This window comes from Arsenicibacter sp. R0_47, assembly GCF_057652235.1.
Map to the genome: position 1 here is coordinate 377,421 of NZ_JBYFCJ010000003.1, position 21,530 is coordinate 398,950.

At 50.8% G+C, this 21,530-nt stretch carries 22 protein-coding genes; 9 read left to right on the forward strand and 13 right to left on the reverse strand.

Features of this window, described 5'->3' with window-relative positions; genetic code table 11:
- Positions 1 to 27: 27 nt before the first annotated feature.
- Complete coding sequence (gene pdxR, locus AC23NW_RS07680; protein WP_487448697.1) at positions 28 to 1,506, reverse strand: MocR-like pyridoxine biosynthesis transcription factor PdxR; 1,479 nt, start codon at positions 1,504 to 1,506, stop codon at positions 28 to 30.
- Between the two features lie 90 nt (positions 1,507 to 1,596).
- Here pdxR and AC23NW_RS07685 point away from each other — a divergent pair, with 90 nt between their 5' ends.
- The gene (locus tag AC23NW_RS07685; RefSeq protein ID WP_487448698.1) at positions 1,597 to 2,226 is read left to right on the forward strand and encodes a pyridoxamine 5'-phosphate oxidase family protein; all 630 of its coding nucleotides are present in this window, start codon (positions 1,597 to 1,599) and stop codon (positions 2,224 to 2,226) included.
- 196 nt (positions 2,227 to 2,422) lie between these two features.
- On the opposite strand, the gene AC23NW_RS07690 is transcribed toward AC23NW_RS07685, so the two are convergent.
- From AC23NW_RS07690 to AC23NW_RS07715, 6 genes are all read right to left on the reverse strand, one after another.
- Positions 2,423 to 3,394 carry an aldo/keto reductase gene (locus AC23NW_RS07690; RefSeq protein WP_293841389.1) on the reverse strand — a complete coding sequence of 324 codons (972 nt, stop codon included), beginning with the start codon at positions 3,392 to 3,394 and terminating at the stop codon, positions 2,423 to 2,425.
- A gap of 165 nt (positions 3,395 to 3,559) precedes the next feature.
- The gene (locus AC23NW_RS07695) at positions 3,560 to 3,988 is read right to left on the reverse strand and encodes a DUF6010 family protein (protein WP_487448700.1); all 429 of its coding nucleotides are present in this window, start codon (positions 3,986 to 3,988) and stop codon (positions 3,560 to 3,562) included.
- Positions 3,989 to 4,171: 183 nt separating this feature from the next.
- A complete protein-coding gene (locus AC23NW_RS07700) occupies positions 4,172 to 4,906 on the reverse strand; it encodes an SDR family oxidoreductase (RefSeq protein WP_487448701.1) in 735 nt (244 codons plus the stop codon).
- A gap of 51 nt (positions 4,907 to 4,957) precedes the next feature.
- Positions 4,958 to 5,146 carry a hypothetical protein gene (locus tag AC23NW_RS07705; RefSeq protein ID WP_487448702.1) on the reverse strand — a complete coding sequence of 63 codons (189 nt, stop codon included), beginning with the start codon at positions 5,144 to 5,146 and terminating at the stop codon, positions 4,958 to 4,960.
- 80 nt (positions 5,147 to 5,226) lie between these two features.
- Entirely contained in the window at positions 5,227 to 5,448 is a 222-nt protein-coding gene (locus tag AC23NW_RS07710) for an SDR family NAD(P)-dependent oxidoreductase (RefSeq protein ID WP_487448703.1), read from the reverse strand.
- Positions 5,449 to 5,529: 81 nt separating this feature from the next.
- Entirely contained in the window at positions 5,530 to 6,432 is a 903-nt protein-coding gene (locus AC23NW_RS07715; protein ID WP_487448704.1) for a helix-turn-helix domain-containing protein, read from the reverse strand.
- A 127-nt stretch (positions 6,433 to 6,559) separates the two neighbouring features.
- Here AC23NW_RS07715 and AC23NW_RS07720 point away from each other — a divergent pair, with 127 nt between their 5' ends.
- The 6 genes from AC23NW_RS07720 to AC23NW_RS07745 all read left to right on the forward strand — a co-directional run bounded on the left by AC23NW_RS07720 (position 6,560) and on the right by AC23NW_RS07745 (position 12,505).
- Entirely contained in the window at positions 6,560 to 6,859 is a 300-nt protein-coding gene (locus AC23NW_RS07720; protein ID WP_293845829.1) for a putative quinol monooxygenase, read from the forward strand.
- A gap of 9 nt (positions 6,860 to 6,868) precedes the next feature.
- The gene (locus AC23NW_RS07725; protein WP_487448706.1) at positions 6,869 to 7,375 is read left to right on the forward strand and encodes a GNAT family N-acetyltransferase; all 507 of its coding nucleotides are present in this window, start codon (positions 6,869 to 6,871) and stop codon (positions 7,373 to 7,375) included.
- Positions 7,376 to 7,429: 54 nt separating this feature from the next.
- Positions 7,430 to 8,434 carry a YheT family hydrolase gene (locus AC23NW_RS07730; RefSeq protein ID WP_487448708.1) on the forward strand — a complete coding sequence of 335 codons (1,005 nt, stop codon included), beginning with the start codon at positions 7,430 to 7,432 and terminating at the stop codon, positions 8,432 to 8,434.
- Between the two features lie 51 nt (positions 8,435 to 8,485).
- Entirely contained in the window at positions 8,486 to 10,390 is a 1,905-nt protein-coding gene (gene serA / locus AC23NW_RS07735) for a phosphoglycerate dehydrogenase (protein ID WP_487448709.1), read from the forward strand.
- A 94-nt stretch (positions 10,391 to 10,484) separates the two neighbouring features.
- The gene (locus AC23NW_RS07740) at positions 10,485 to 11,567 is read left to right on the forward strand and encodes an aminotransferase class V-fold PLP-dependent enzyme (protein WP_487448710.1); all 1,083 of its coding nucleotides are present in this window, start codon (positions 10,485 to 10,487) and stop codon (positions 11,565 to 11,567) included.
- A gap of 254 nt (positions 11,568 to 11,821) precedes the next feature.
- On the forward strand, positions 11,822 to 12,505 hold the full coding sequence (locus tag AC23NW_RS07745; protein ID WP_487448711.1) for a hypothetical protein: 684 nt from the start codon (positions 11,822 to 11,824) through the stop codon (positions 12,503 to 12,505).
- A gap of 53 nt (positions 12,506 to 12,558) precedes the next feature.
- Here the strand turns inward: AC23NW_RS07745 and bla are convergent, their stop codons facing one another.
- The 3 genes from bla to pyrF form a co-directional block, all read right to left on the reverse strand.
- Positions 12,559 to 13,293, reverse strand: coding sequence for a subclass B1 metallo-beta-lactamase (bla, locus tag AC23NW_RS07750; RefSeq protein WP_487448713.1), 735 nt, complete (start codon positions 13,291 to 13,293; stop codon positions 12,559 to 12,561).
- 25 nt (positions 13,294 to 13,318) lie between these two features.
- Entirely contained in the window at positions 13,319 to 14,602 is a 1,284-nt protein-coding gene (locus AC23NW_RS07755) for a DUF2851 family protein (RefSeq protein ID WP_487448714.1), read from the reverse strand.
- A gap of 113 nt (positions 14,603 to 14,715) precedes the next feature.
- On the reverse strand, positions 14,716 to 15,528 hold the full coding sequence (pyrF, locus tag AC23NW_RS07760) for an orotidine-5'-phosphate decarboxylase (RefSeq protein ID WP_487448715.1): 813 nt from the start codon (positions 15,526 to 15,528) through the stop codon (positions 14,716 to 14,718).
- 94 nt (positions 15,529 to 15,622) lie between these two features.
- On the opposite strand from pyrF, the gene rfbC reads away from it, so the two are divergent.
- Positions 15,623 to 16,168, forward strand: coding sequence for a dTDP-4-dehydrorhamnose 3,5-epimerase (gene rfbC / locus AC23NW_RS07765; protein WP_487448716.1), 546 nt, complete (start codon positions 15,623 to 15,625; stop codon positions 16,166 to 16,168).
- Between the two features lie 216 nt (positions 16,169 to 16,384).
- Complete coding sequence (locus AC23NW_RS07770; protein ID WP_487448717.1) at positions 16,385 to 17,056, forward strand: tyrosine-protein phosphatase; 672 nt, start codon at positions 16,385 to 16,387, stop codon at positions 17,054 to 17,056.
- Positions 17,057 to 17,059: 3 nt separating this feature from the next.
- On the opposite strand, the gene AC23NW_RS07775 is transcribed toward AC23NW_RS07770, so the two are convergent.
- From AC23NW_RS07775 to AC23NW_RS07785, 3 genes are all read right to left on the reverse strand, one after another.
- Positions 17,060 to 17,752 carry a type 1 glutamine amidotransferase domain-containing protein gene (locus AC23NW_RS07775; protein WP_487448718.1) on the reverse strand — a complete coding sequence of 231 codons (693 nt, stop codon included), beginning with the start codon at positions 17,750 to 17,752 and terminating at the stop codon, positions 17,060 to 17,062.
- Between the two features lie 164 nt (positions 17,753 to 17,916).
- The gene (locus tag AC23NW_RS07780) at positions 17,917 to 18,897 is read right to left on the reverse strand and encodes a hypothetical protein (RefSeq protein WP_487448719.1); all 981 of its coding nucleotides are present in this window, start codon (positions 18,895 to 18,897) and stop codon (positions 17,917 to 17,919) included.
- A 25-nt stretch (positions 18,898 to 18,922) separates the two neighbouring features.
- Positions 18,923 to 21,373 carry a LamG-like jellyroll fold domain-containing protein gene (locus AC23NW_RS07785; protein ID WP_487448720.1) on the reverse strand — a complete coding sequence of 817 codons (2,451 nt, stop codon included), beginning with the start codon at positions 21,371 to 21,373 and terminating at the stop codon, positions 18,923 to 18,925.
- Between the last annotated feature and the right edge of the window lie 157 nt (positions 21,374 to 21,530).

Genomic DNA, 21,530 nt, shown 5'->3' on the forward strand with positions numbered 1-21,530 from the left:
CAACAAAAGTCAGGATTTGGGGTAAATTCAGGGTACTAAGGTAGCCAATACTTTCTGGATAATGCGCGTGCCCTGCTCCATTTCTTCGGGTGTTGAGGAGGCAAAGCCTAGCCGTGTGTGATGGACAACCGGCTCGTCGGGCTGGTAAAACCGGCCGTTGCCGATGATTAGTCCCTGCTTAAGACACCCGGCAGCCAGCGTGCTCAGGTCAATGCTGTCGTCGAAACGTGTCCAGACGGCCAGACCACCATCAGGAACCGTAAACGAAACGGCATCGCCGAGGCGTTCGCGGAGGAGTTCACAAAAGGTGTCGCGCCGCTGATGGTAGATTTTCCGCGCTTTTTTCAGATGCCGCTGGATGTCGTCCCCGGCCAGCATTTCGGCAATTGCCTGTTCCAGCACCGTATCGCCCTGCCGGTCAATGATCCGCCGGTAATAGCCCAGGGCTTCGATGAGGTTTGGCGGGGCCACCACGTACCCAACCCGGAAAGCGGGGGCAATTGACTTGGTAAACGAGCCGATATACACCACCATACCGGCCGCATCGGCACTTGCCAGGGGCAGAATAGGGCTGCCGGCGTAGTGAAAATCGTAGTCATAATCATCTTCAAGTACCACAAATCCATAGTGTTCTGCCAGTTGAAGCAACCGGATCCGGCGCTCGGCGCTGAGCGTTACGGTTGTGGGGTGGTGATGGTGGGGCGTCACAAATACCATCCGGACCGGCTGCTGCCGGCATTGTTCCTCCAGGGCGTCCACGTCTAACCCGTGTGCATCCACCGGCAGCTGAATCAGCCTTGCCCCGCGCTCCGCGAAAATAAGGTTGGCCGAACGGTAATTGGGCTTACCGACCACTACCACATCATCGGGCTGGAGCAGAATCCTGGCTAACAGATAAATGGCCATGACGCTGCCCCGCGTCGTGAAAATATGCTCCGGTGCGGCCGGGATACCACGGCTGTCATGCAGGTAACGGGCGAGTTGCTGCCGGAAAAACAGATCGCCGTTGGTATCGGCGTAACCCAGCAGCCGTTGCTGAAAACTGCGGCGCAGCACACTCCGGTAATTGCGGGCCAGCTGTTCAGTGGGGGCGAGCCGGACATCCGGGAATCCGTCGTCGAACATCAGCTTGTCTGTATTCTTCAGTACCGGCAGGGCCAGCTGTTCACGGATCCGGAAGGCGTAGCCGGTTTTTACCGCCAGACCAGCAGGTGCCGGTTGTTCGCGCAGCTGACGGGGGGCTACTTCCGGTAGTTCACTGTTGACGAACGTTCCCTGTGCGGGCCGTTGCACGAGCCATCCCTGTGCCGTCAGTTCGTCAAACGCGGCAATAACGGTTTTCCGGTGAATATCCAGTAAACCGGCCATGGCCCGGCTGCCGGGCAATTTCGTGTTTGCCGCAAGAATGCCTTGCCGGATCAGCCGGATCAGTGTATTGGCAATCTGGGTAGACAGCAGCGTGGCCGATTGCCGGTCGAGCGGGATCAGTGTTTTGTAAGGCAACATAAAACCGGACTATTCATTATGTAAAAACTGGTAGCCTGTAGTAGTCCGGCAAAGAAATAATTTTGAGCTGTCAAAACAAATACAACGACGATGAATACTTCCCGGACCAAACTTACCCGCCTGCCGAAACGCGGTGCTCACGACACGGAAACTATTTACCCGATTCTGGATGCCGCGCTCGTTTGTCATGTCAGCTACTGCATCGACGGCCAGCCATTTATTATTCCGACTGCATTTTGCCGCGTTGAGGATACGCTGTATATCCACGGCTCGGTGGGTAGTCATTTTTTCCGCGAGCTGGCAAAGGGCGTGGATGTATGCGTGGCCGTTACATTTATCGACGGACTGATTTTAGCCCGTTCGGCATTCAGCCATTCGGTCAATTACCGGTCAGTCGTAGCGTTTGGTACATCGCGGCTCGTTGAGGACGAAGCCGAAAGCTGGCTGGCGCTGGAACGGATTACGGAGCAGATCATGCCGGGGCGCTGGGCCGATACCCGCCACCCGAATGCCAGTGAAATGAAGAAGACAATGGTGATTGCCATACCGATTGACGAGGCATCGGCCAAAGTACGGACGGGCGGTGTTAACGATGACCCTGAGGATCTGGATCTGCCTTACTGGGCGGGAGTGGTGCCGTTATCGCTGACCTACCACACGCCGGTACCGGATGAAAAGCGGATCAAGGATGTGCCGCTACCGGATTATCTGAAAGGCTGATAATCTGCTTATTTGCCAGTATTTCTTTTCTTGAAATGGGCTTAGGAATAAAAATCTTTTACCACATAGTCACATAGAAAACAAAGGCTTTTTTAATGCTTATGTACTCTATGTGGCTATGTGGTATAGATGTAATTGTATGTAGTTTGGTAGCCCTTCGCCGATTTAGCACTGAAGAGAAGAGATTTCTACTGCTTTATTGACTCCATTCCGTCGGGGTGCGGTCCCAGCGGTGGCCTTTCAACTCCTGAAGCAGGGCGTCGGGCAGACCTGTGCCGTCGCTGCTGCCGCAATTGGCTTCAACGTTCCGGATTTTCCGCATGCCCGGAATCGTAGTCGCTACGTCGGGATTGCTCAGGATAAAACGCAGCGCCATTTCAGCCATGCTCATACCGGCTGGTATCAGCGGTTTCAGCGCATCGGCATGGTCAACGCTGGAGTTCAGGTTTTCCGGTACGAAATACGTCGACCGCCAGTCATTGGCCGGAAAGGTAGTCTCTTTGGTAAAGGTTCCTGTCAGTGTGCCTTCGTCGAACGGTACGCGGGCAATGACAGCAACGTTCAGCTCGCGGCAAAGCGGGAACAGATTATCTTCCGGATTCTGATCAAAGATGTTGTAAATCACCTGTACGGCATCGATCAGACCCGTACGCAGGGTATTCAGGCAGTTGTCCGGCTCCCAACGGTTTACCGAAACGCCCCACGCCTGTACCTTGCCTTCTTTGGTCAGTTTCTGAATGGCTTCTTTCCACTCATCGCGGTCGGCCCAGCCGTCTTCCCACACGTGGAACTGCTGCAGGTCAATGGTTTCGACACCCAGGTTTTTCAGGCTCTTTTCGGTATACTCAACAATATAATCGGCCGGAAAAACGTCGTCGATGGAGAACTCCGGTTTCGACGGCCATTTACGGTTTTTAGGCGGGATTTTAGTGGCGGCATACAGGCGTTTGTCGCTGTGCCGTTTCATGGTACCGTTCAGGATGGTTTCGCTGAGGCCGTCTGCATAGGCCCAGGCCGTATCGAAGAAGTTACAGCCCAGTTCAATTGACCGGTCAAGGGCCCGTTCTACTTCATCGCGTTCGGCACCGGTCCAGCCGGCGAGGCCCCACATGCCGTAGCCGATCTCACTGACTTGCCAGCCTGTGCGCCCAAAGGTTCTGTATTGCATCTGGTAATAGGGTTTAACGTTTCTACAAAACTAACACGATTTGGCCGTTTACGGCGATCTTCATACGTTCCGGCCTGTGTGTTCTGAAAAGTGATGTGTGCAAGGTGCTGATTTTTAGTATATTATTCGTGGATAGGCACAGTTTTACTTACTATACACACAATTTCAGGAGTCGGGCAGCGGTCGTTTGAAAAAGCTGAAGACCGAAGGGGCCTGTGCGAAAAACCAGAGCGCCAGTATGCTGTCGCAAACCGCACAACCGGCCGAAGAGGAAGGTTCAAACGCGACAATCGGGTTGGCATAGAGGTGATGGATAAGATCCCAGGCGGTGTGCAGCAGCCAGCCAATGCCGATATACGTGTAGCTGGCCAGTCCGCGATAGGCGACCCACAGCATAACCACGCCAAACGGGAACTCCCACACGCCCAGCCCGCCACTCCAGTAAACGGCACCGGCGCCGGCAATGATCAGGGCGTTAACGAGTTGCCGCTGCGGTTCCTTAACCAGTGAAAAGGCAGTGATGTAGAGCAAGGCAATACCCACCGCCGCAATAGCATTTATAAGCCCAAAGGCAGGAATAACGTGTTGTAACATGACACTTTGCGTTAATTTGAGGAAAACTGATAAGCCGTAAATGCTTATTAATCAGTTATGCAAAGGTCTTACTACAAGTCTGTTGCGGATAGGATGTACGGAGGCAGTTTCAGGATTTTTCAATCCATGTAAGCGAATGCAAAAACAGCCGCAATCCGGCGGATTACGGCTGTAGGGTAGGCGTTAAAAGGATTTCTGCTTAATCGGGCGAACCACTATTTCGTTGACATCTACGTCGTCCGGCTGTTCAATGGCGTAAGCCGCAGCCCGTGCAATGGCTTCAGCCGGAATGGTATCTGACCTGAACTGTTCAATAGCCAGTTTTTTCAGGGCCGGATCCGAAATGGATTCTGCCAGCTCGGATTCAGTTGCCCCCGGCGCAATCAGCGTTACGCGGATGCCGGGACCGGCTTCCTGCCGTAAGCCATCCGTTAATGCCCGGACGGCAAATTTGGTGGCACTGTATATCGAAGACGTCGGGCCAACCCACCGGTCACCAACCGATGTGATCTGAATAAACTGCCCGCTGGCTTGCTGCTCGAAAACGGGTAAGGCGGCGGCAATGCCATGCAGTACACCCTTAATATTCACATCGACCATCTGGTGCCATTCGGCAACTTTATAAGCGTTCAGATACGATAAAGGCATTACACCGGCATTGTTGACCATCACATCCAGCTGTCCGAACGTACTGAGCGTAAACTGAACGAAGGCATTCATGCTTTCCGGTTGGGTAACGTCGAGCGGTTGCCAGGCTGCTTGTCCGCCGGCAGCGGTTATATCGTCAGCAATCTGCTGTAAGCGATCGGTGCGCCGGGCACCCAGAACGATCCGGCATCCTTTAGCGGCAAGATGACGGGCTATGGCTTCGCCGATGCCACTGCTGGCACCTGTAATGGCGACTACTTTGTGTTGCATAAAAAGTAAAAATGGAAAAGGTGGCGGCGTGTATATATACAGCCTGAAAGGTTAAAAATCGGTTGACTGGGTGCGCTGCTCTTCAGCGGCAAATGCTTTCTGCAGCGTGTCTAATTTCTGATTAGCCCGTTGGAAGGCATCTGTACCCAGCAGCAGATAAAGCGGTGGATGGGCTTCTTCTGTGATTTGCCGTAAAACGGTCACCGCTTTGTCCGGATCACCGGCTTGCAGTCCGCTCATCTGTTGATAGCGGGTATGACTGTTCCGGATAGCCGTATAACTGTCAATCGGATGGCGGGCCAGTACAAGCGAATCTGAGGTCAGGAAGCTGGTCCGAAAGGCGCCGGGCGCAACAACGGTAACATGAATGTTGAATTCCTGTACGTCTGCGAGCCGTTATGACTGCCAATCGCTTCCGTTAAAGCACGGGTATTGCGCGACGTGGCAGCTACCTGATGTCCGTCTCTTACTAACTGCCTGACTAACTGAAGGCCTAAGCCTTTGGAGGCTCCCGTTACAAACCATACTTTTTTGTTGTCCATAATCCTGTCTGTTTACAGGCACAAAAGTAGCTGTTGCACGGGGGGCAGTGGTTGCCGGTAACAAACCAATACTTGCGGAATTCAAACCTTGCGGTAGGATGAAGGAGTCTGGCTGGTTTGCTTTTTAAAGAAGTGATTGAAATGGGCCGGTTCGTCGAAACCAAGGCAATAACCGATTTCGGCAATATTCCAGTCAGTATGCTTTAATAAGGCCATTGCTTCACTAGCCATCCGTTCGGCGATGTGATCCGTTGTGGTTTTGCCGGTTGTGGTGCGGACAGACCGGTTCAGGTAATTGACGTGAACGGCCAGCTGACGGGCAAAATCACCCGCCGACCGCATCGAAAACCGCTGAGCCGGGGTTTCAATCGGAAATTGCCGTTCGAGCAGTTCTGTAAAAACTGCCGTCAGGCGTGATTGCGCATTTGGGTGCTGGTGTAACGTTTCTTCCGGCTCCTGTTTGAGGGCAAAATGGATTAGCTCAGCAACGTAATTCCGCAGTAAATCAAATTTGAACGGATAATCGGTGTTTATTTCCGCAATCATTTTTTGAAAAAGTGCGTGTACCTGTTCGTATTGGGCCTCACTCAGGACATAGGCAGGTCTGCCGCCGGGCCTGAACATGGGCAGATCGTGTAGCCAGTTGCGGCTGTGTTCGGCGAAAAAAGCATCCCTGAAAATGCAGAACGAAATTTCCATTTCTTCCGACAAGGCTTCCCATGTATACGGCACCTGCGGATTGAAAAAGATCAGGGTTGCCCCGTTAATATCAATACTGCGATCAGCATAATGGTACCGGTTATACCCTTTAATCAAACTGATCTTGTAAAAATCCCGGCGACTGTAATAGACAGGTGTACTTCGCCCTTTCTGATAATTACTGAACTGAAAAACATTGAAGTGCCCCAGATCCTGCTGTAGATTACCCGGTAACCAATTGAATTTCTGCTGGTAGAAATCCTCAAGTGTTTCTGTTTTAGCCATCGGTCAAAATTATACAATTCAACTCTTTTCTGAAACGCTTTTTGCGCCGCTGAAGGAGTATCAATAAAAAATACGAGCTTTGTCCGGTACCATTAGCAGGTTAATGGTCGCTACTCAGTATCAACACATGGATTCATTGATCAGAATTGTACGCATGACCTTTCAGGAAGATAAAATGGAGGCATTCATGGCTATTTTCGGGCAATCGAAAGAAAAGATCCGGTCGTTTCCCGGATGCCTGCATCTGGAACTGCTCTGCGATCTGGATAAACCCAACGTCCGGATGACCTACAGCCATTGGGAGTCGGCCGAAGCGCTGGAACGTTACCGCCAAAGTGAACTGTTCCGGACTACTTGGGCAGCCACGAAGCAGTTGTTTGCTGATAAACCGGTGGCCTTTTCGGCCGGTCAACTGGAGGTACTTTAATTTAGCCGTATGTTAACAACTCCGCGATTACACCTTGTTCCGGCAGATTTACCGATACTGGACGCATTGATTCAGAAGCGCAGTGAACTGACCACGCCGGTTGCCTGCCGGATTCCCGAAGACTGGACAGAGTTTCCGGAAGTACTCGAACCAACCTATCAGTTGCTGAAGGGAAAGCCTTCGCTGTCGCCCTGGTGGATGTACATTTTTGTGCACCGCGCCGATCAGGTGTTGATTGGCAGCGGCGGATTCAAGGGGCTACCCGATGAAGACGGCACGGTTGAAATCGGGTATGAGATTTATGCACCCTACCGGCAGCAGGGGTTGGCCACCGAGGTAGCTAAGGAGTTGGTTTCCTTTGCCTTAAGCCAGCCTAAAATCAGAAATGTAATGGCGCATACGCTTCCCGAACAGAATCCGTCTAACCGGCTTCTGAAAAAAATAGGATTTAAATTTGATGGAACTATACAGGACCCGGATGATGGGGAAATCTGGCAATGGATCCTGAAAAAGTAGACCGCGGGTTCGTTGAACATTCGTAACTTTGCGGCTTAATCAACCGCGCTGGGTATGCCCCTGATTGCGCCTTCAAGTTACCGGCCGCTGGCCCGCCTGTGGAACGGGCATCTGCAAACCATTGTGCCTTCGCTTTTACGGAAGGTAGCGGTGTCGTATGTGCGTGAACGAATCCAGACACCGGATCAGGATTTTCTTGATCTTGACTGGGCGGAGGGTTTGGGGCAGGGTGCTGAAGGCAGTGCGCTGAGGGCAGAAGGCAAGCGGCCGCTGGTGATTCTGTCGCACGGCCTGGAGGGGGATTCGACCCGTCAGTATATCACCGGCATGGTCCGGCATCTGACGCAGCACAGCTTCGACTGCTTGGCCTGGAATTTCCGGTCATGCAGCGGTGAAATGAACCGGCTTCCCCGTTTTTACCATTCCGGTGCTACGGAAGACCTTGACTTTATTGTACGGCATGCCATGCAGCAAGGCTACCGCCGGATTTCGCTGATCGGGTACAGCCTGGGTGGTAATCTGACACTAAAATACGTCGGCGAACGGGGAGCAGCCCTGCCTGAAGCCGTTGAAAAGGCCATTGCGTTCTCCGCGCCGATTGACCTGGCGGCCAGTTGTGAAATGCTTAACCGTGGCTTTTCACGGATTTATCTACGGCGGTTTCTCCGGCACCTGAAGGAGAAGGTTGTAGAAAAAGAAAAGCTGTTCCCGGCGGAGATTTCCTCAAAACATTACCGCCGAATCCGTACCTTTGCAGACTTCGACGACCGTTATACGGCTCCGTTACATGGCTTTCGGGATGCCAGTGAGTATTATGCGCGCAATAGTGCTATTCAGTTTTTGCGCTCAATTCAAATCCCGACGCTTCTCATCAATGCTAAAAATGACCCGATGCTGGCTCCCGAATGTTTTCCGGAAGCGATGGCACGGGAACTACCCAATGTATTTATGGAGTTTCCTGAGCAAGGTGGCCACTGCGGGTTTCCGTCCGGCTCCGATATTCAGGGAACATACTGGTCAGAACAAAGAGCGTTGGCGTTCCTTTCGCAGGACAGCTAACACGATTTTCCTGAAAAACCGAGTATCAGGAGAATACAATCAGAAATACCTATGCTTACCAAACAGCTCGAACAGACCTATTTTGTCATTGATTTTGACAGCACCTTTACTAAGGTTGAAGCCCTTGACGTGTTGGGCGAAATCTCTCTGATTGGCCGCCCGGACCGCGACGATGTGCTGGATCAGATCAAAACCATTACCGATCGGGGTATGGCCGGCGAAATCTCCCTTGCTCAGTCGCTCGAATTACGGCTTAACCTGCTGAACGCCCATCGGAATCATTTACCGGCCCTGATCGAAACGCTGATGACAAAAGTCTCCGATTCGTTTCAGCGCAACCGGGTTTTCCTGGCCGAAAATGCTGAGCAGATCTTTATCGTTTCGAGCGGTTTTAAAGAGTTTATCGTACCAATCGTAACAGCGTTGGGTATTAAGGAAGAGCATGTGTTTGCCAATACCTTTACCTACGACGAAAGCGGTAACATCATCGGCTGCGATTGCAATAACCCGCTGGCTATGGATAAAGGTAAGGTAAAGCTGATCCGCGATATGAAGCTCGACGGCGATATCTATGTGATCGGCGATGGCTATACGGACTATGAAATCCGTGAGGCGGGTCTGGCCAATAAGTTTTATGCATTCACCGAAAACGTTCTGCGGCCAAGCGTGGTTGAAAAAGCCGATCACATCGCTCCGTCGCTCGACGACTTTTTATACGATAATAAATTGAGCCGTAGTTTATCCTATCCGAAAAGCCGGATTAAAGTTCTCTTGCTCGAAAACGTACACCCTGTTGCCCTCCAGCTTTTTGAACAGGAAGGGTTTCAGGTTGAGTTGCGTAAAGGAGCCCTTGACGAAGACGAGCTGATCGAAGCTATTCAGGGTGTGCACATCCTGGGTATCCGGTCAAAAACAATGGTAACGCGCCGCGTACTGGAGAGCGCGAACAAACTGATGACTATCGGTGCATTCTGCATCGGTACCAACCAGATCGATCTGCAGGCGTGTACTGAACGGGGTATTGCGGTCTTCAACGCACCCTACAGCAATACCCGCTCAGTAGTTGAGCTGGCGATCGGCGAGATCATCATGCTGATCCGGAATGTGGTCACGAAGAGTAATCAGATGCATGCCGGTATCTGGGACAAATCAGCCGCAAACAGCTTCGAGGTACGGGGTAAAAAACTGGGTCTCGTCGGCTACGGCAATATTGGTACGCAGTTGTCGGTCGTTGCCGAAGCGCTGGGTATGGAAGTGTATTTCTACGATGTGGTTGATAAGCTGTCGCTGGGAAATGCCCGCAAATGCAAGTCGCTGGATGAGCTGTTGGCCATTGCCGATATCATCAGCCTGCATACCGATGGCCGTAAGACTAATAAAAATCTGATCGGTGCCCGTGAGTTCAGCCTGATGAAAAAAGGGGTTCTGTTCCTGAACCTGTCGCGGGGACATATTGTCGATATCCCTGCCCTGGTTGAGGCAATCAAGTCGGGCCAGGTTGGCGGTGCCGGCATCGACGTATTCCCGTACGAGCCGAAAACCAACGCCGAAGCGTTTATCAACGAACTGCGTGGGCTGCCAAACGTAATCCTGACGCCGCACATCGGTGGCAGTACTGAAGAAGCCCAGGAAAACATCGGTAACTTTGTGCCGGCGAAACTCCTCGAATACATCAACAATGGCAGTACCTACGGCAGCGTAAACTTCCCTGAGCTGCAGTTGCCACTGCTGAAGGATTCGCACCGGTTGCTGCACATTCACGCGAATATGCCGGGTATTCTGGCCAGAATGAACAACATTTTTGCCAAGTACAACATCAATATCCGCGGTCAGTATCTGAAAACAACCGAAGATATCGGCTATGTAATCACGGATATCGCCAAAAACTACTCAGACGAAGTGGTTGAGGAGCTGAAAGCCATCGACAACACGATTAAGTTCAGACTTTTATACTAATTGAGTGATTGAATGATTGAGTGATTGAGTGAATAGCGTTACCGCGCTTACTCACTCAATCGCTCAATCGCCCAATCGCTCATTGACTTGATCAATGAAATCACTTTACTTCACTCCCGGTCCGGCAGAGCTGTACCCGACGGTTCATCAACATCTACAAACGGCATTGGATGAGCAGATTGGCTCGATCTCTCATCGTAGTCAGAAATTCCGCGACATTTATCGGTTCACCGATGAACAGCTGCGGATTTTACTGAATATCCCGTCGAGCCACGGTATTTTCTTTACGGGATCAGCCTCGGAAGTGTGGGAGCGGGTGCTGCTTAACTGCGTTGAGCACGAAAGCTTTCACATGGTCAACGGCTCGTTTTCGCGTAAGTTTTACGACTATGCACAGTCACTGCACAAGTTCACGCATCTGCTGGAAAAGCCATTTGGCAAAGGGTTCGACTTCGCCGAAACGGAGGTGCCGGAATACGCGGAGCTGGTCGCAATTACGCACAACGAAACATCGTCGGGGGTACAGATGCGTACGTCGGATATTCACCGGTTGAAGAAAAAATACAGTCAGAAATTGTTCTGCGTCGATATGGTGTCCTCGGCTCCCTATCCGGATCTGGATTTCAGCCTGATCGACTCGGCCTTTTTCTCGGTACAGAAAGCGTTCGGTATGCCAGCCGGCCTGGGCGTCTGGATTGCCAGCGAAGCCTGTCTGGAAAAGGCTGAGCGGTTGCAGCGCTACGACTCACTGACTATCGGTGCGCACCACAACCTGCCAACGCTCTGGAAACTGTACAAAACATTTGAGACACCCGCCACGCCGAATGTGCTGTTTATTTACGTGTTAGGTAAGGTGGCTGAAGACCTGAACAAGATTGGCATTGAGACCATCCGGAAACAAACCGAAGAGAAGGCAAAGGCGCTCTATCGTTTTCTGGAGCTAAGCGATGGTTATCAGCCGTTTGTGGAAGAAGAGCGTCACCGGTCACAAACTGTGGTCGTGGCCAATACCACGAAGCCTTCGGCCGATGTCATTGCCGCCGTCAAAAAATCAGGCATGATTGTCGGCAGCGGTTATGGCAAATTCAAAGAATCACAAATCCGGATCGCCAATTTCCCGGCAACATCGGCCGAGCAAATCAGTGCCCTGATCGAAGAATTAAAGAGAGCAGAATAGGATTACCGGTAGGGGCGGCCCCACGTGGCCGCCCTTTTTATTTACAGCCATATCATTCATAGCCGCCCTTTTTATTTACAGCCATATCGTTCATAGCCGCCCTTTTTATTTACAGCCGCCCCTTTTACACCCCGGCATCCACTGATTTTCACCCTGCTCTACTATACTTCCCCACCCTTCCGGCCACACAAAACCGCCCTGATCACAAACCTAATCCTGACATAATCGTTATTCCATATATTACGACAACGATTATGAAACAACTACTGATGATTGCGGGTATGCTGACTACGTTGGCATCCGCGGGAATGGCACAATCAACGAACGATACAAGTTCCACACGCGAAAATCGCCCGATTATTGACGAACGCACCCGCGAAGATGTTCGCAGGAGTGTGAACCGCGTCGAAAATGAAGCCCGCGACGAGGCACAGAAAAGCATTGCCTATCAGCGCCGGAACGAACTCGAATGGTTTCAGAAAGGCAGTGTATTCGTCGGCGGAGCGCTGGGCTTCGGCATCGGAGCCGGCAGCGGAACCTACCTGACGCTGAATCCCCGGATCGGTTATTTCTTTCAACCCGGTTTTGTAGCCGGTCTGCGCGGCGGGTTCGATCGCCGGTTAGCCACAAGCTACCGCTCGCGGCAGGTCGGGTTATTTGCCCGGTATTATCCGTTCCGTACACGGATTCACAGCTTTGTGGGGGCCGGTTATAACCTCGGCCGCGAATATGCCAGCAACATAGGTGAAGGCGACAAGGCGAAATTTAACAGCATCAACCTGGAAGCAGGGGTAGGTTTTCTGGCCACCCGGAACCTGAGCGGCGAAATTGCGCTGGAAAGCAATTACTATGATCGTAGCAACCCGCTGGCCGGACGCAACCGGGGCGGGCGTGTTAAGTTCGGTATCAACTATTTCTTTACGAGAGCATTCCGTTAATTTTTTTACTCCCGTAGCACCCGAGCTCCGGTCTGATTCAGGCCGGGGCTTTTTTATTTCTTTACCTCCAGCAACCGAATGGTGTGTTCCAGTGATGTATTCTTGTCCCACTCCTGATGCCCCGGAACAATGTATTTTGGGGCAGGAATAAGCGTCTGCAGGTTTCTTAGTGAGTTCGCCCATGCATTTACGTTGGCATCAGCAACATTACCCAGACCGAAGGCGGCATAGCTTTTTACGAAGCAGCCTCCATGCAGTGTCTTTTCGGTAGGGAACCAGACAACGATATTGTCGCTGGTATGACCTTCACCCGGAAAAATGCAGCGGATCGGAAGTTTGCCCACCACAAAGGTGGTATCATTCGGCAAAATACCTTCAGGACGTTCATAGCCTTGTTTAACTGATTTGTCGGCGGTCAGCGGTGTGCTGATTACCCGAATGCCCGCTTTGCGCAACAACCCGATGCCACCCACACGGTCGTCGTGAAAATGAGTAACGATGCAGAGCTTCACCGGCATATGCAGGTTTTTATCTACCCATTCGAGTACCTGCCGGGTCTGATCCGTATCGTTGAGGACGTCCCAGCCGGTATCCACCAGCACAACCCCGTCGGCAGTTTTGGCAATAATGCCGTTAGAGGGAAAGGGTTTGCCGTCGTAATTCCGGAAGGTAGTGTGTACCCATAACCGCTTGGTTAGCGGTGTTACCGTAATTTTCGGCGAATCCTGAGCCCGAAGGCCGGTCAGCAGGCAAAAGCAAAAGGCAATGGTTAGCAGACGGGGAATCATTGTGAGGATGCGTTGACCGGTAAAGTTACGTTTTTTGCCCGACCAAACGGGCACCGATCCGGCAGCTGAGGCATTTTTTCGGTACACAGAACCGGTTATATAATTCGATCAGCGCCTGTGAGTCAAACGCGTTCCCGGCGGTATACCCGATCTTTTTCCAGTTGTCAAGAATGGTATTCTGTTCGGCAGGCAGTTGTTCCAGTAACGTAATGGCACGGTCCATATAGGCCGGTAGCTGCTTATGCTGCGCGCAGGCGGCCAGCAGCGGGGCAGCTGAGTTTATCAGGATATTAACGGCCGACGATTCGCCAAGGGACGGAGCACCCTTGTCGGTATGTTTGCCAAACCGGTAATGTGTATGCCAGTACGTGGACGGCTTAACCTGTAGTGTGTTCACTAATAAGGGCATATCATCGGTGTGCGTGAGCAGCGAAAACAGGCTGGGTGTCTGTACGATCAGCTGTGCAAGCTGGGCAATACGCAGCGTGGGGAAGCCAGCCGGTCGCAAGCGGGCCCATTTCCAGATGTGGCCGGGCAGCTGTTGGTCAGTCATCTGGTATTTCGCTGCCAGAAAGCGGTATTCACGGCGCAGGCTGTCGAGGTACTCATCGCTCTCGCCGGTTTCCAGCAACCCCGCGACCCCGAAGAGCATGGCCTCGACCTGAAGCAGGGCATTGCGGTGCTTTTGCAGAATTTTCAGCGGTACCGCGCGGCTGAGCTGATGCATTGGCCCGGCATTAACATTAAAGCCCAGATTTAGGGCCAGCAGCTGGTACGTTGTTTCCTCCCAGTCGAGCCTGGTTTGACTGAGAATAGTCAGCACATCGCCGGCCTTACGTTCCAATCGTCCGGGCAAGGCCTGATCGAGCATCGACATAATCGTCAGTGTACTGAGTTGAGGCCAGTGACCGCTACAGGGAATCGGGTCGGCGGAGGTATGCAGTGTCTCAAAACGGGAAAGAAGCTGCGGATTAGTCCGGTCCTGTAGCGACAGGGTAGGAATAATGGTGCCGTCAGTACGTTGTACGAACCTGTCGGCTTGCCAGACCAGATGCAGAATGACGTTGTCATAGGCAGGGTCATGCTGGTGACGATGCTGGAACCAGTCTGAGGCATTGACGTGGATTTCGACGGTACCGACCCATTCAACGTCATTGATCAGCAAACGGGCATCGGTAAAGTCCGGCCCGGCATGATTATTTCTGAAACCCGGATAAAGAATTTGTATCGGGTCACCATCAGTAGTGCGGAGCTGATGGTGATCAAAATACTGATATTGCCACAAAAAGTAAATGAAAGATTCGGACACGACTCATAGAGTTTACGGTTTGCATTCCGGTGTTTATAGTTTTTTACGTTGAGCAAGTGTAAGGCTCAAAGTACTGATAAACAGCGAAAAAGATGCAAACCGTAAGCTAGAATCTAGAGGTATGTCGCCATCTCCTGTTGCAGGATACGGGCTTCATCGGCGGCCCGTTGTGCGAAATCAGGCCCATCTGAGGCATAGAGAATACTGCGTGAGGCGTTGACCAGCAATCCGCCGTGGCTGTTAAGGCCAATGCGTGATACCTCCGCTAGTGAACCGCCCTGCGCGCCGACACCGGGAACAAGCAGGAAGTGATCGGGTACCAGTTCACGGATCCGGCTGAGTTGCGCCGTCTGGGTGGCGCCCACGACAAACATTAGCCGGTCCGGTCCACCCCAGGTAATGGCTTTCTCCAGTACATGCTCAAACAGCGGCCGTCCGTCGACGGGCAGCATCTGAAAATCGTGGCTGCCGGTATTTGACGTCAGGGCCAGCAGAATGACCCATTTGCCGGCGTAGGAGAGGAAAGGAGTAACCGAGTCTTCGCCCATGTACGGTGCGACCGTAACCGAATCAAAATTCAGGCCAGACGCCGACGGGTCAAAAAACGTCCGTGCATAGAGGCCGGATGTGTTGCCGATATCGCCGCGTTTGGCATCTGCAATCGTAAAACACGCCTTCGGTATATACTCCAGCGTTTTTTGCAGGCTTTCCCAACCGCGCGGACCATGCGCTTCGTAAAAGGCAATGTTGGGTTTGTAAGCCACTGCATATTCAGCAGTTGCATCAATAATCTGTCGGTTGAAGGCAAAAATCGGGTCGGGTTCCTTATGAAGATGAGCGGGAATTTTACGGATATCGGTGTCCAGACCTACGCAGAGATATGATTTTTTCGTGGCTATTTGCTGGTATAGCTCGTTATAATTCATAGGGTTGCAAGAAAAGAATTGCCTCAAAAGTACGAACTACCGCCAGGGTTTCCTATTTTTGTCGAATATACCAGTCTGGAATCTACTCTTTTCTATGCAAGTCCGACACACAGCAATTGAGGGCCTGATCGAACTTACGCCCCGCGTTTTCGGCGATGAGCGCGGCTATTTCTTTGAGTCATATAATAAACCTGTTTTCGAATCGTTGGGCCTGCCCATGGATTTTGTACAGGATAACCAGTCATTCTCCGTCAAGGGAGTAGTAAGGGGATTACACTTTCAGAATCCTCCGTTTGCCCAAGGAAAGCTTGTCCGTGTTATTACCGGCAAAGTTATTGATGTGGTGGTTGACTTACGTCCGGATTCACCGACATTCGGGCAGCATGAGAAATTTGTGCTGGATGCGAAACTGAATAATATGGTCTGGGTACCGGAAGGTTTCGGCCATGGTTTTGTGACACTCGAAGACAGTATTTTCAGCTATAAATGCACTAATGTGTATAATAAAGCTGCTGAATCCGGTATTATCTGGAATGATCCGGACCTGCAGATTGACTGGGAGGTTGAAAACCCGATTGTGTCTGAGAAAGACCTGATTTTGCCAACATTACGTTCGCTGTTTCCGCAGGTAATTGCGTAGGCATGAGCAGTACATAAATAAAAAAGCAGGCCATACGGCCTGCTTTTTTGCTTTTTGGCACAATTCGTGCACGAAACTGCCTATAACTCTTCCCCATAAAACGTATGACAAGTTACATCCATCAACGTTTATCGCAGTTTGTCGCTCATGCCGTTTTCATTTCTGACGCGTCAACGGAGGGCCGTATACCGGTCTGCTGTCCCATCCGCCGGACGGATGGATTTGTATTGCCATATTTTACCAGGTCTTGACGATGGCCCGCATTCACTGGACCAGAGTGTTGCCATTGCCCGGCAACTGAACCGCCTGGGCTTTCACCGGCTCGTAATTACGCCGCATATTATGAAAGGCTATTACGAGCCCAGCCCGGACCGGATCAGGTCGATAACGGCAGGACTTCAACAGGCATTGCGGGCAGAGGGCGTAAACCTTTCGGTGGAGCCTGCCGCAGAGTATTATTTAGATGATGGGTTTCTGTCGGTGCTCCGCAACAGGGGGGATCTGTTGGTATTTAGTCCATCGCAGGAAGCACCCAAGTCGCTGGTGTTGGTCGAGACCTCACTAATTACCCTGTCGGACGCATGGCTGGATGCACTGGATTTATTACGGTCGCGCGGATTTGTACCGGTCTTATCTCATTCAGAACGGTATATCTATTTGCAACAGAATAGAGGACAAGCCATTAAGCTGAGAGATCAGGGAGTCTTGTTTCACATGGATTTGCTTTCGTTGACCGGTCGGAATGGCCTCAATGCCCGCCATTTCGCCGAGTGGTTAATCGACCAGAACGTGATCTCGTTTGTAGGCGCGAACGTAAACAGTGAGTCTCAGTTCAGAGGCGTACGGGAGGCCTTGTCGTTACCTTATGGCAAAAAGATTATTGGGTAAACATTACTTATCAAACATTTCTTCGACGACTTTACGCCCGACTTTGCGGGCCGATGCCGGGTTTTGCCCCGTAACCATGCGTTCGTCGACCTCAATGTGGGGTAGAAATGGTAAAAAGCTTTTGCTGTAGAGGGCGCTTTTAGCTTTAAGAGCGTCCTCCAGCAAAAACGGTACTTCGTCTTTCAGACCAATCAGTTTTTCCTCCATGCTGGAAAAGCCGGTAATTTGCCGGTCATGTACCAGGGCCGTACCATCCGACAGATGGACGTTCAGCAGACCAGCTACGCCGTGACAGACAGCGGCAATCATTCCTCCCTGTTCATAAATTTGCCGGACAGTATCCTGTAGCTTCCGGTTCTCCGGAAAATCCCACATCGTACCATGACCGCCTGCGAGGTAGATCAGTTTATAGGCCTGGGGGTCAATGCTGTCCAATGGCAGTGATTCGTCCAGTTTGGGCTTTAGAATAGCCGAATGGTACCATTTATCGTTGGTTGTATCGTTGCGCTTCAGGCTGCGCGCATCAAGCGGAATCGGACCACCGGCAGGGCTGGCGATGTCAATCAGTATATTCCGGTCGGCGATTTCATCATAAAAGTGGGTGAGTTCACTCAGCCATAGTCCTGTCTTTTCGGATTTAGTCGGGTAATCCGTATGATTAGTACAGACGAGTAAGGCACGGATCGGGGCAGCCATAATACCGGAAGATTGATGATTTCCGTCAAAAATGGGCGATTCCTGCAAATATCAAAAATTATCTGTCAATAATTATTCAGCATCAGCCGTCCGTCAACCGCAAAAAACAAGGTGACGCTTTGCAGCGCCACCTTGCGGATATTAAACAATTGAACCGCTAACGGCTATTTACAGGCCTCACCCGTTACGGTAAAGGACTTCGTAGCGGTGCTTTTGCCGCAGTAGTCATCGTACATTATCGTTAACTGATAGGTGCCGGGTTTGGTAATGGGCGCCGAAACCGGATAGGTGCCTGCGTTGCGAAAGACGTTACTGAACACATAGCCATCAGCTCCGGTAAAGACGAAGCTGTTGCCCTGTGCCTGGGTTTGCACGAGTACGGAGCAGTTATTGGGCCCCAGCGATGCAGGTACTAACACATCATTGGCCAGGGCCAGAGTACTACCCGGGCATATGTTGAATGACGGGCTGAAGGCCAGATGCGAGTAATCTAAAGCATGAACGATTAAATAGCGATCACTCCCCTTACTGCCCTGACTAAACTGGATGTAAAACTCAGCACTAGTCATTCCTTCCTGCCATTTGATTATATTAATTGTACCTTGACTGGTTGTCGGAATAATATTTCCAGAAAGGTCGATTGCTTCATAAATAGATGGTTGATCAAACATTTTGATAATGTACGATAAACCCGCCAGGCCTCCCGTCATAGTCAGTGTAATACGTTGACCTTCTGAGTAGATTGCTCCAGACGGAGAAAGAGAAATAAATGGTGCCGGAATAATTGTTTTTACTCCGGAAATTTCTCGATCGTCATTGCTGCCAACTAATAAAAATACGCGTCCTTCACCTTCAGAGCCCGGCAGAAATTCAACTAAGAGTGATGTTGTCGTTTCGTTTTCACCAAACGTTACGATCTGACTACCTCTGACCCGAATAGCCGTCATAGGTGTAGTACTGGTCGCATTTTCGAGAGCAGTAAGCGTATAGCTTGTGTTAGGAGAACCTGTTAATGTAATACTAACGGTTTGTCCGACAGAGTAAGTTGCTGAGATGGGTGTAATATCAATGCTGGCAGCACGAAGGCTTGAGGATAAAATCAGTAAGCCAAAAAGGACACCCCGGAATATAAAAATGAGTTTCATGAGCTTTATGTTAGTAGGCTTAATGTTATTGGCATCCACTTCCGTTAACGGCATAACTGATAACAGAAACTACTTTTTTCGACTTATCGTAGAAGGTTGCTGTATAGGTACCGGCCTTTCTGATGTTGGTTATAAAAGCCGTTGCCGGAAGATATAGTTCTGAACCAGGAGAAGGTACAAAAGTAGGTCTGAGGACGTTGGTAAACTGATATCCACCGGGGCCTGTTACATCCATCTGATAATGATTCTGCGTAATAGTTAGCTTGACGGGGCACTGAGTTGTGGTTAAAAACGCTGTTTCAGTACCGGAGTTAACAGGTAATACAGTTACAGAAACGGACCCGACACCCGAGCAGGTACCGGTAGCAGTTACACTGTATGTACCCGATGAATTGACAACAATCGAACTGCTGCCAGATGAAGTCGACCATGTATACGTATTGTTGTTTGCCGGAGCAATCAGGGTAGCAGAGGTGCCGGGTGCCAACGTGGCTACAGTATTGAGAAAGGAAAGGTTGCCCGGCATAATAGTGCGGACGATGAAACCAGACGTAAATACGCCTCTGACTGTACCTGTGTAAATAGTGGACCCCTTTACAAATATGCACAACACATTGGGGTTTATTCCACTGTTCTCAAGTGTGTACTTTGTAAAGGTTTGTCCTTGATCTTCTGATATACTGATGCCGTTGTCTGTGGCAAGATAAATATAGTCATCCTGTTTGAAGAAGGCTTTGACATTATTACTGCTTAAACCATCAGTTGTCTTGCGAAGTGTATAGTTAAGTCCGCCGTCTGTAGAGATCGCCAGCCCTCCGTTTGTGCCGACATAAATGGTATTACCAGTTATAAAAAAACTATAGTAATTAGTAATACCAGAGAATGACTGCGTTGTAAAAGTCTGTCCACCATCGGTCGATTTGTGAATACCGGTAGGACTGGATAAGCCCAGCATGTTTGTTACATAGACAGTATTACCTGATGCCCAGACACCGGTTATCATTGTGCTTGTGAAAGAGCGTATCTTGGAAAAAGTCTGGCCGGCATTAGTTGATTTATACAGATCTCCTGTGTAGCCGCCGGCGTATATCGTGTTATTATCTACAAATAATGCCTTAAACAAGCCTGATAATAAACGTGTAAAGCTCTGTCCGTTATCAGTTGATTTATACACGCCTTGTGAGGTAGCTAGATATATGATATTATTTTGTGTTACAATATCGTATACAGTTGCACCTGTTGAGCTTGAGTTGATAATCCTATTGTTTGTAAAAGTATTTCCACCATCAGTTGATCTGCTAAGTCCGAGACCAGTGCCGGCAAAAATAGTGTTACCAATTACGAGTACTTTGTAAACGTCGTTACTGCCTAAACCGGTTGCTGTACCACTACCAAGGAAAGTAGTACATGGCGGAATATTTTGTATGATATTAACGGTTGCCGACGCAATCGCACAGCCATTGGCCGTAGTGCCGGTAACCGAATAGGGGGTAGTTGTTGTCGGGCTGACATTAATACTGGCCGACGTTGCATTGGTGCTCCAGGTATAGCTATTGGCCCCGGAGGCGGTAAGGGTCGTGCTGTTGCCATTGGCGATCGTCAGCGACGGATTTGCTGTCAGCGTAAAGGCCGGGCAGGTGTTGTCGGACGTTACGCCGCCGGTAGCAATCCAGTTGGAGGTGCCTCCGGTCAGGGCAAACGAATTGAGCGTACCCGTGTTGTTATTGCCGCTGGCATCGGGCAGCGAGGTTCCGGTTCCCTGGTTAAACTTGTAATAAGCCACCAGACCTGTTTGGCCATTGGGTAGTTCGCAGTTCCGCTGATTGGTGATCTCGCAGGCGAGCAAGGCCCGGTTCCAGATCCGCACCTCGTCCACGCTGCCTTTATAGCGGTTAGTACCTTCAATTGGCTTACCCAAATAGACGGAATAATTACTGTTCTGTGGGGCAACACTTCCGGTCTGAGTTCCGGCTAATACCCCATTGATGTAAATCCGCAGGGTATTGTCGGCCGAGCGGGTAAAGGCAATATGGGTCCAGGTGTTGGCCGCAACAACGGAAGTAGAGGTTACAGAAGATCCGTTCGATCCATTAAAAACACCTCCGGTCAGCGTACCGTTAGAGTTGATACCCAGTCGGTACGCTGCATTACCTGCTCCTCCCGCTCCCCAGCGGCTGACAATTTCAACGGGGTTATCGGAACTGGGAAATGCTCCATAGCCAGTACCTGGATTAACCCAGGCCTCGATTGTAAAAGTGGTCAGATTGGGAAAGGTGTTGCTGATACTTACGTAATCGTCCGAACCGTCGAAGTTCAGCGCTGCCCCGGTCTGACCATAGCTGGCGGTGCCGGTCAGCAGGATGCCTAACAATACAGTCAGTACAAGATGACTGAGACGCCGGACAGACACCGGGCGCTGGCTGACGCGCAGGCCGGCATACCTGTCGGGCACCCAGAGTTGAGGTGATGAGTACATAGAGAGATGGGGTTTATTTTTTTAATTCCGTCGCAAATCAACGACATCCGACTTCCCCAATCTTGCCAATCATATACCCCCAAACGGACATTTTTACGCGGCATATCTTCTTAAGTTTATGATGAATAGGAAATATGTACTTATATGTGCCTGTTTT

Coding starts and splice junctions, on each gene's coding strand:
- pdxR (WP_487448697.1), bottom strand. CDS start 1,506: ATGTTGCCTTACAAAACACTGATCCCGCTCGACCGGCAATCGGCCACG.
- AC23NW_RS07685 (WP_487448698.1), top strand. CDS start 1,597: ATGAATACTTCCCGGACCAAACTTACCCGCCTGCCGAAACGCGGTGCT.
- AC23NW_RS07690 (WP_293841389.1), bottom strand. CDS start 3,394: ATGCAATACAGAACCTTTGGGCGCACAGGCTGGCAAGTCAGTGAGATC.
- AC23NW_RS07695 (WP_487448700.1), bottom strand. CDS start 3,988: ATGTTACAACACGTTATTCCTGCCTTTGGGCTTATAAATGCTATTGCG.
- AC23NW_RS07700 (WP_487448701.1), bottom strand. CDS start 4,906: ATGCAACACAAAGTAGTCGCCATTACAGGTGCCAGCAGTGGCATCGGC.
- AC23NW_RS07705 (WP_487448702.1), bottom strand. CDS start 5,146: ATGAGCGGACTGCAAGCCGGTGATCCGGACAAAGCGGTGACCGTTTTA.
- AC23NW_RS07710 (WP_487448703.1), bottom strand. CDS start 5,448: ATGGACAACAAAAAAGTATGGTTTGTAACGGGAGCCTCCAAAGGCTTA.
- AC23NW_RS07715 (WP_487448704.1), bottom strand. CDS start 6,432: ATGGCTAAAACAGAAACACTTGAGGATTTCTACCAGCAGAAATTCAAT.
- AC23NW_RS07720 (WP_293845829.1), top strand. CDS start 6,560: ATGGATTCATTGATCAGAATTGTACGCATGACCTTTCAGGAAGATAAA.
- AC23NW_RS07725 (WP_487448706.1), top strand. CDS start 6,869: ATGTTAACAACTCCGCGATTACACCTTGTTCCGGCAGATTTACCGATA.
- AC23NW_RS07730 (WP_487448708.1), top strand. CDS start 7,430: ATGCCCCTGATTGCGCCTTCAAGTTACCGGCCGCTGGCCCGCCTGTGG.
- serA (WP_487448709.1), top strand. CDS start 8,486: ATGCTTACCAAACAGCTCGAACAGACCTATTTTGTCATTGATTTTGAC.
- AC23NW_RS07740 (WP_487448710.1), top strand. CDS start 10,485: ATGAAATCACTTTACTTCACTCCCGGTCCGGCAGAGCTGTACCCGACG.
- AC23NW_RS07745 (WP_487448711.1), top strand. CDS start 11,822: ATGAAACAACTACTGATGATTGCGGGTATGCTGACTACGTTGGCATCC.
- bla (WP_487448713.1), bottom strand. CDS start 13,293: ATGATTCCCCGTCTGCTAACCATTGCCTTTTGCTTTTGCCTGCTGACC.
- pyrF (WP_487448715.1), bottom strand. CDS start 15,528: ATGAATTATAACGAGCTATACCAGCAAATAGCCACGAAAAAATCATAT.
- rfbC (WP_487448716.1), top strand. CDS start 15,623: ATGCAAGTCCGACACACAGCAATTGAGGGCCTGATCGAACTTACGCCC.
- AC23NW_RS07770 (WP_487448717.1), top strand. CDS start 16,385: ATGGATTTGTATTGCCATATTTTACCAGGTCTTGACGATGGCCCGCAT.
- AC23NW_RS07775 (WP_487448718.1), bottom strand. CDS start 17,752: ATGGCTGCCCCGATCCGTGCCTTACTCGTCTGTACTAATCATACGGAT.
- AC23NW_RS07780 (WP_487448719.1), bottom strand. CDS start 18,897: ATGAAACTCATTTTTATATTCCGGGGTGTCCTTTTTGGCTTACTGATT.
- AC23NW_RS07785 (WP_487448720.1), bottom strand. CDS start 21,373: ATGTACTCATCACCTCAACTCTGGGTGCCCGACAGGTATGCCGGCCTG.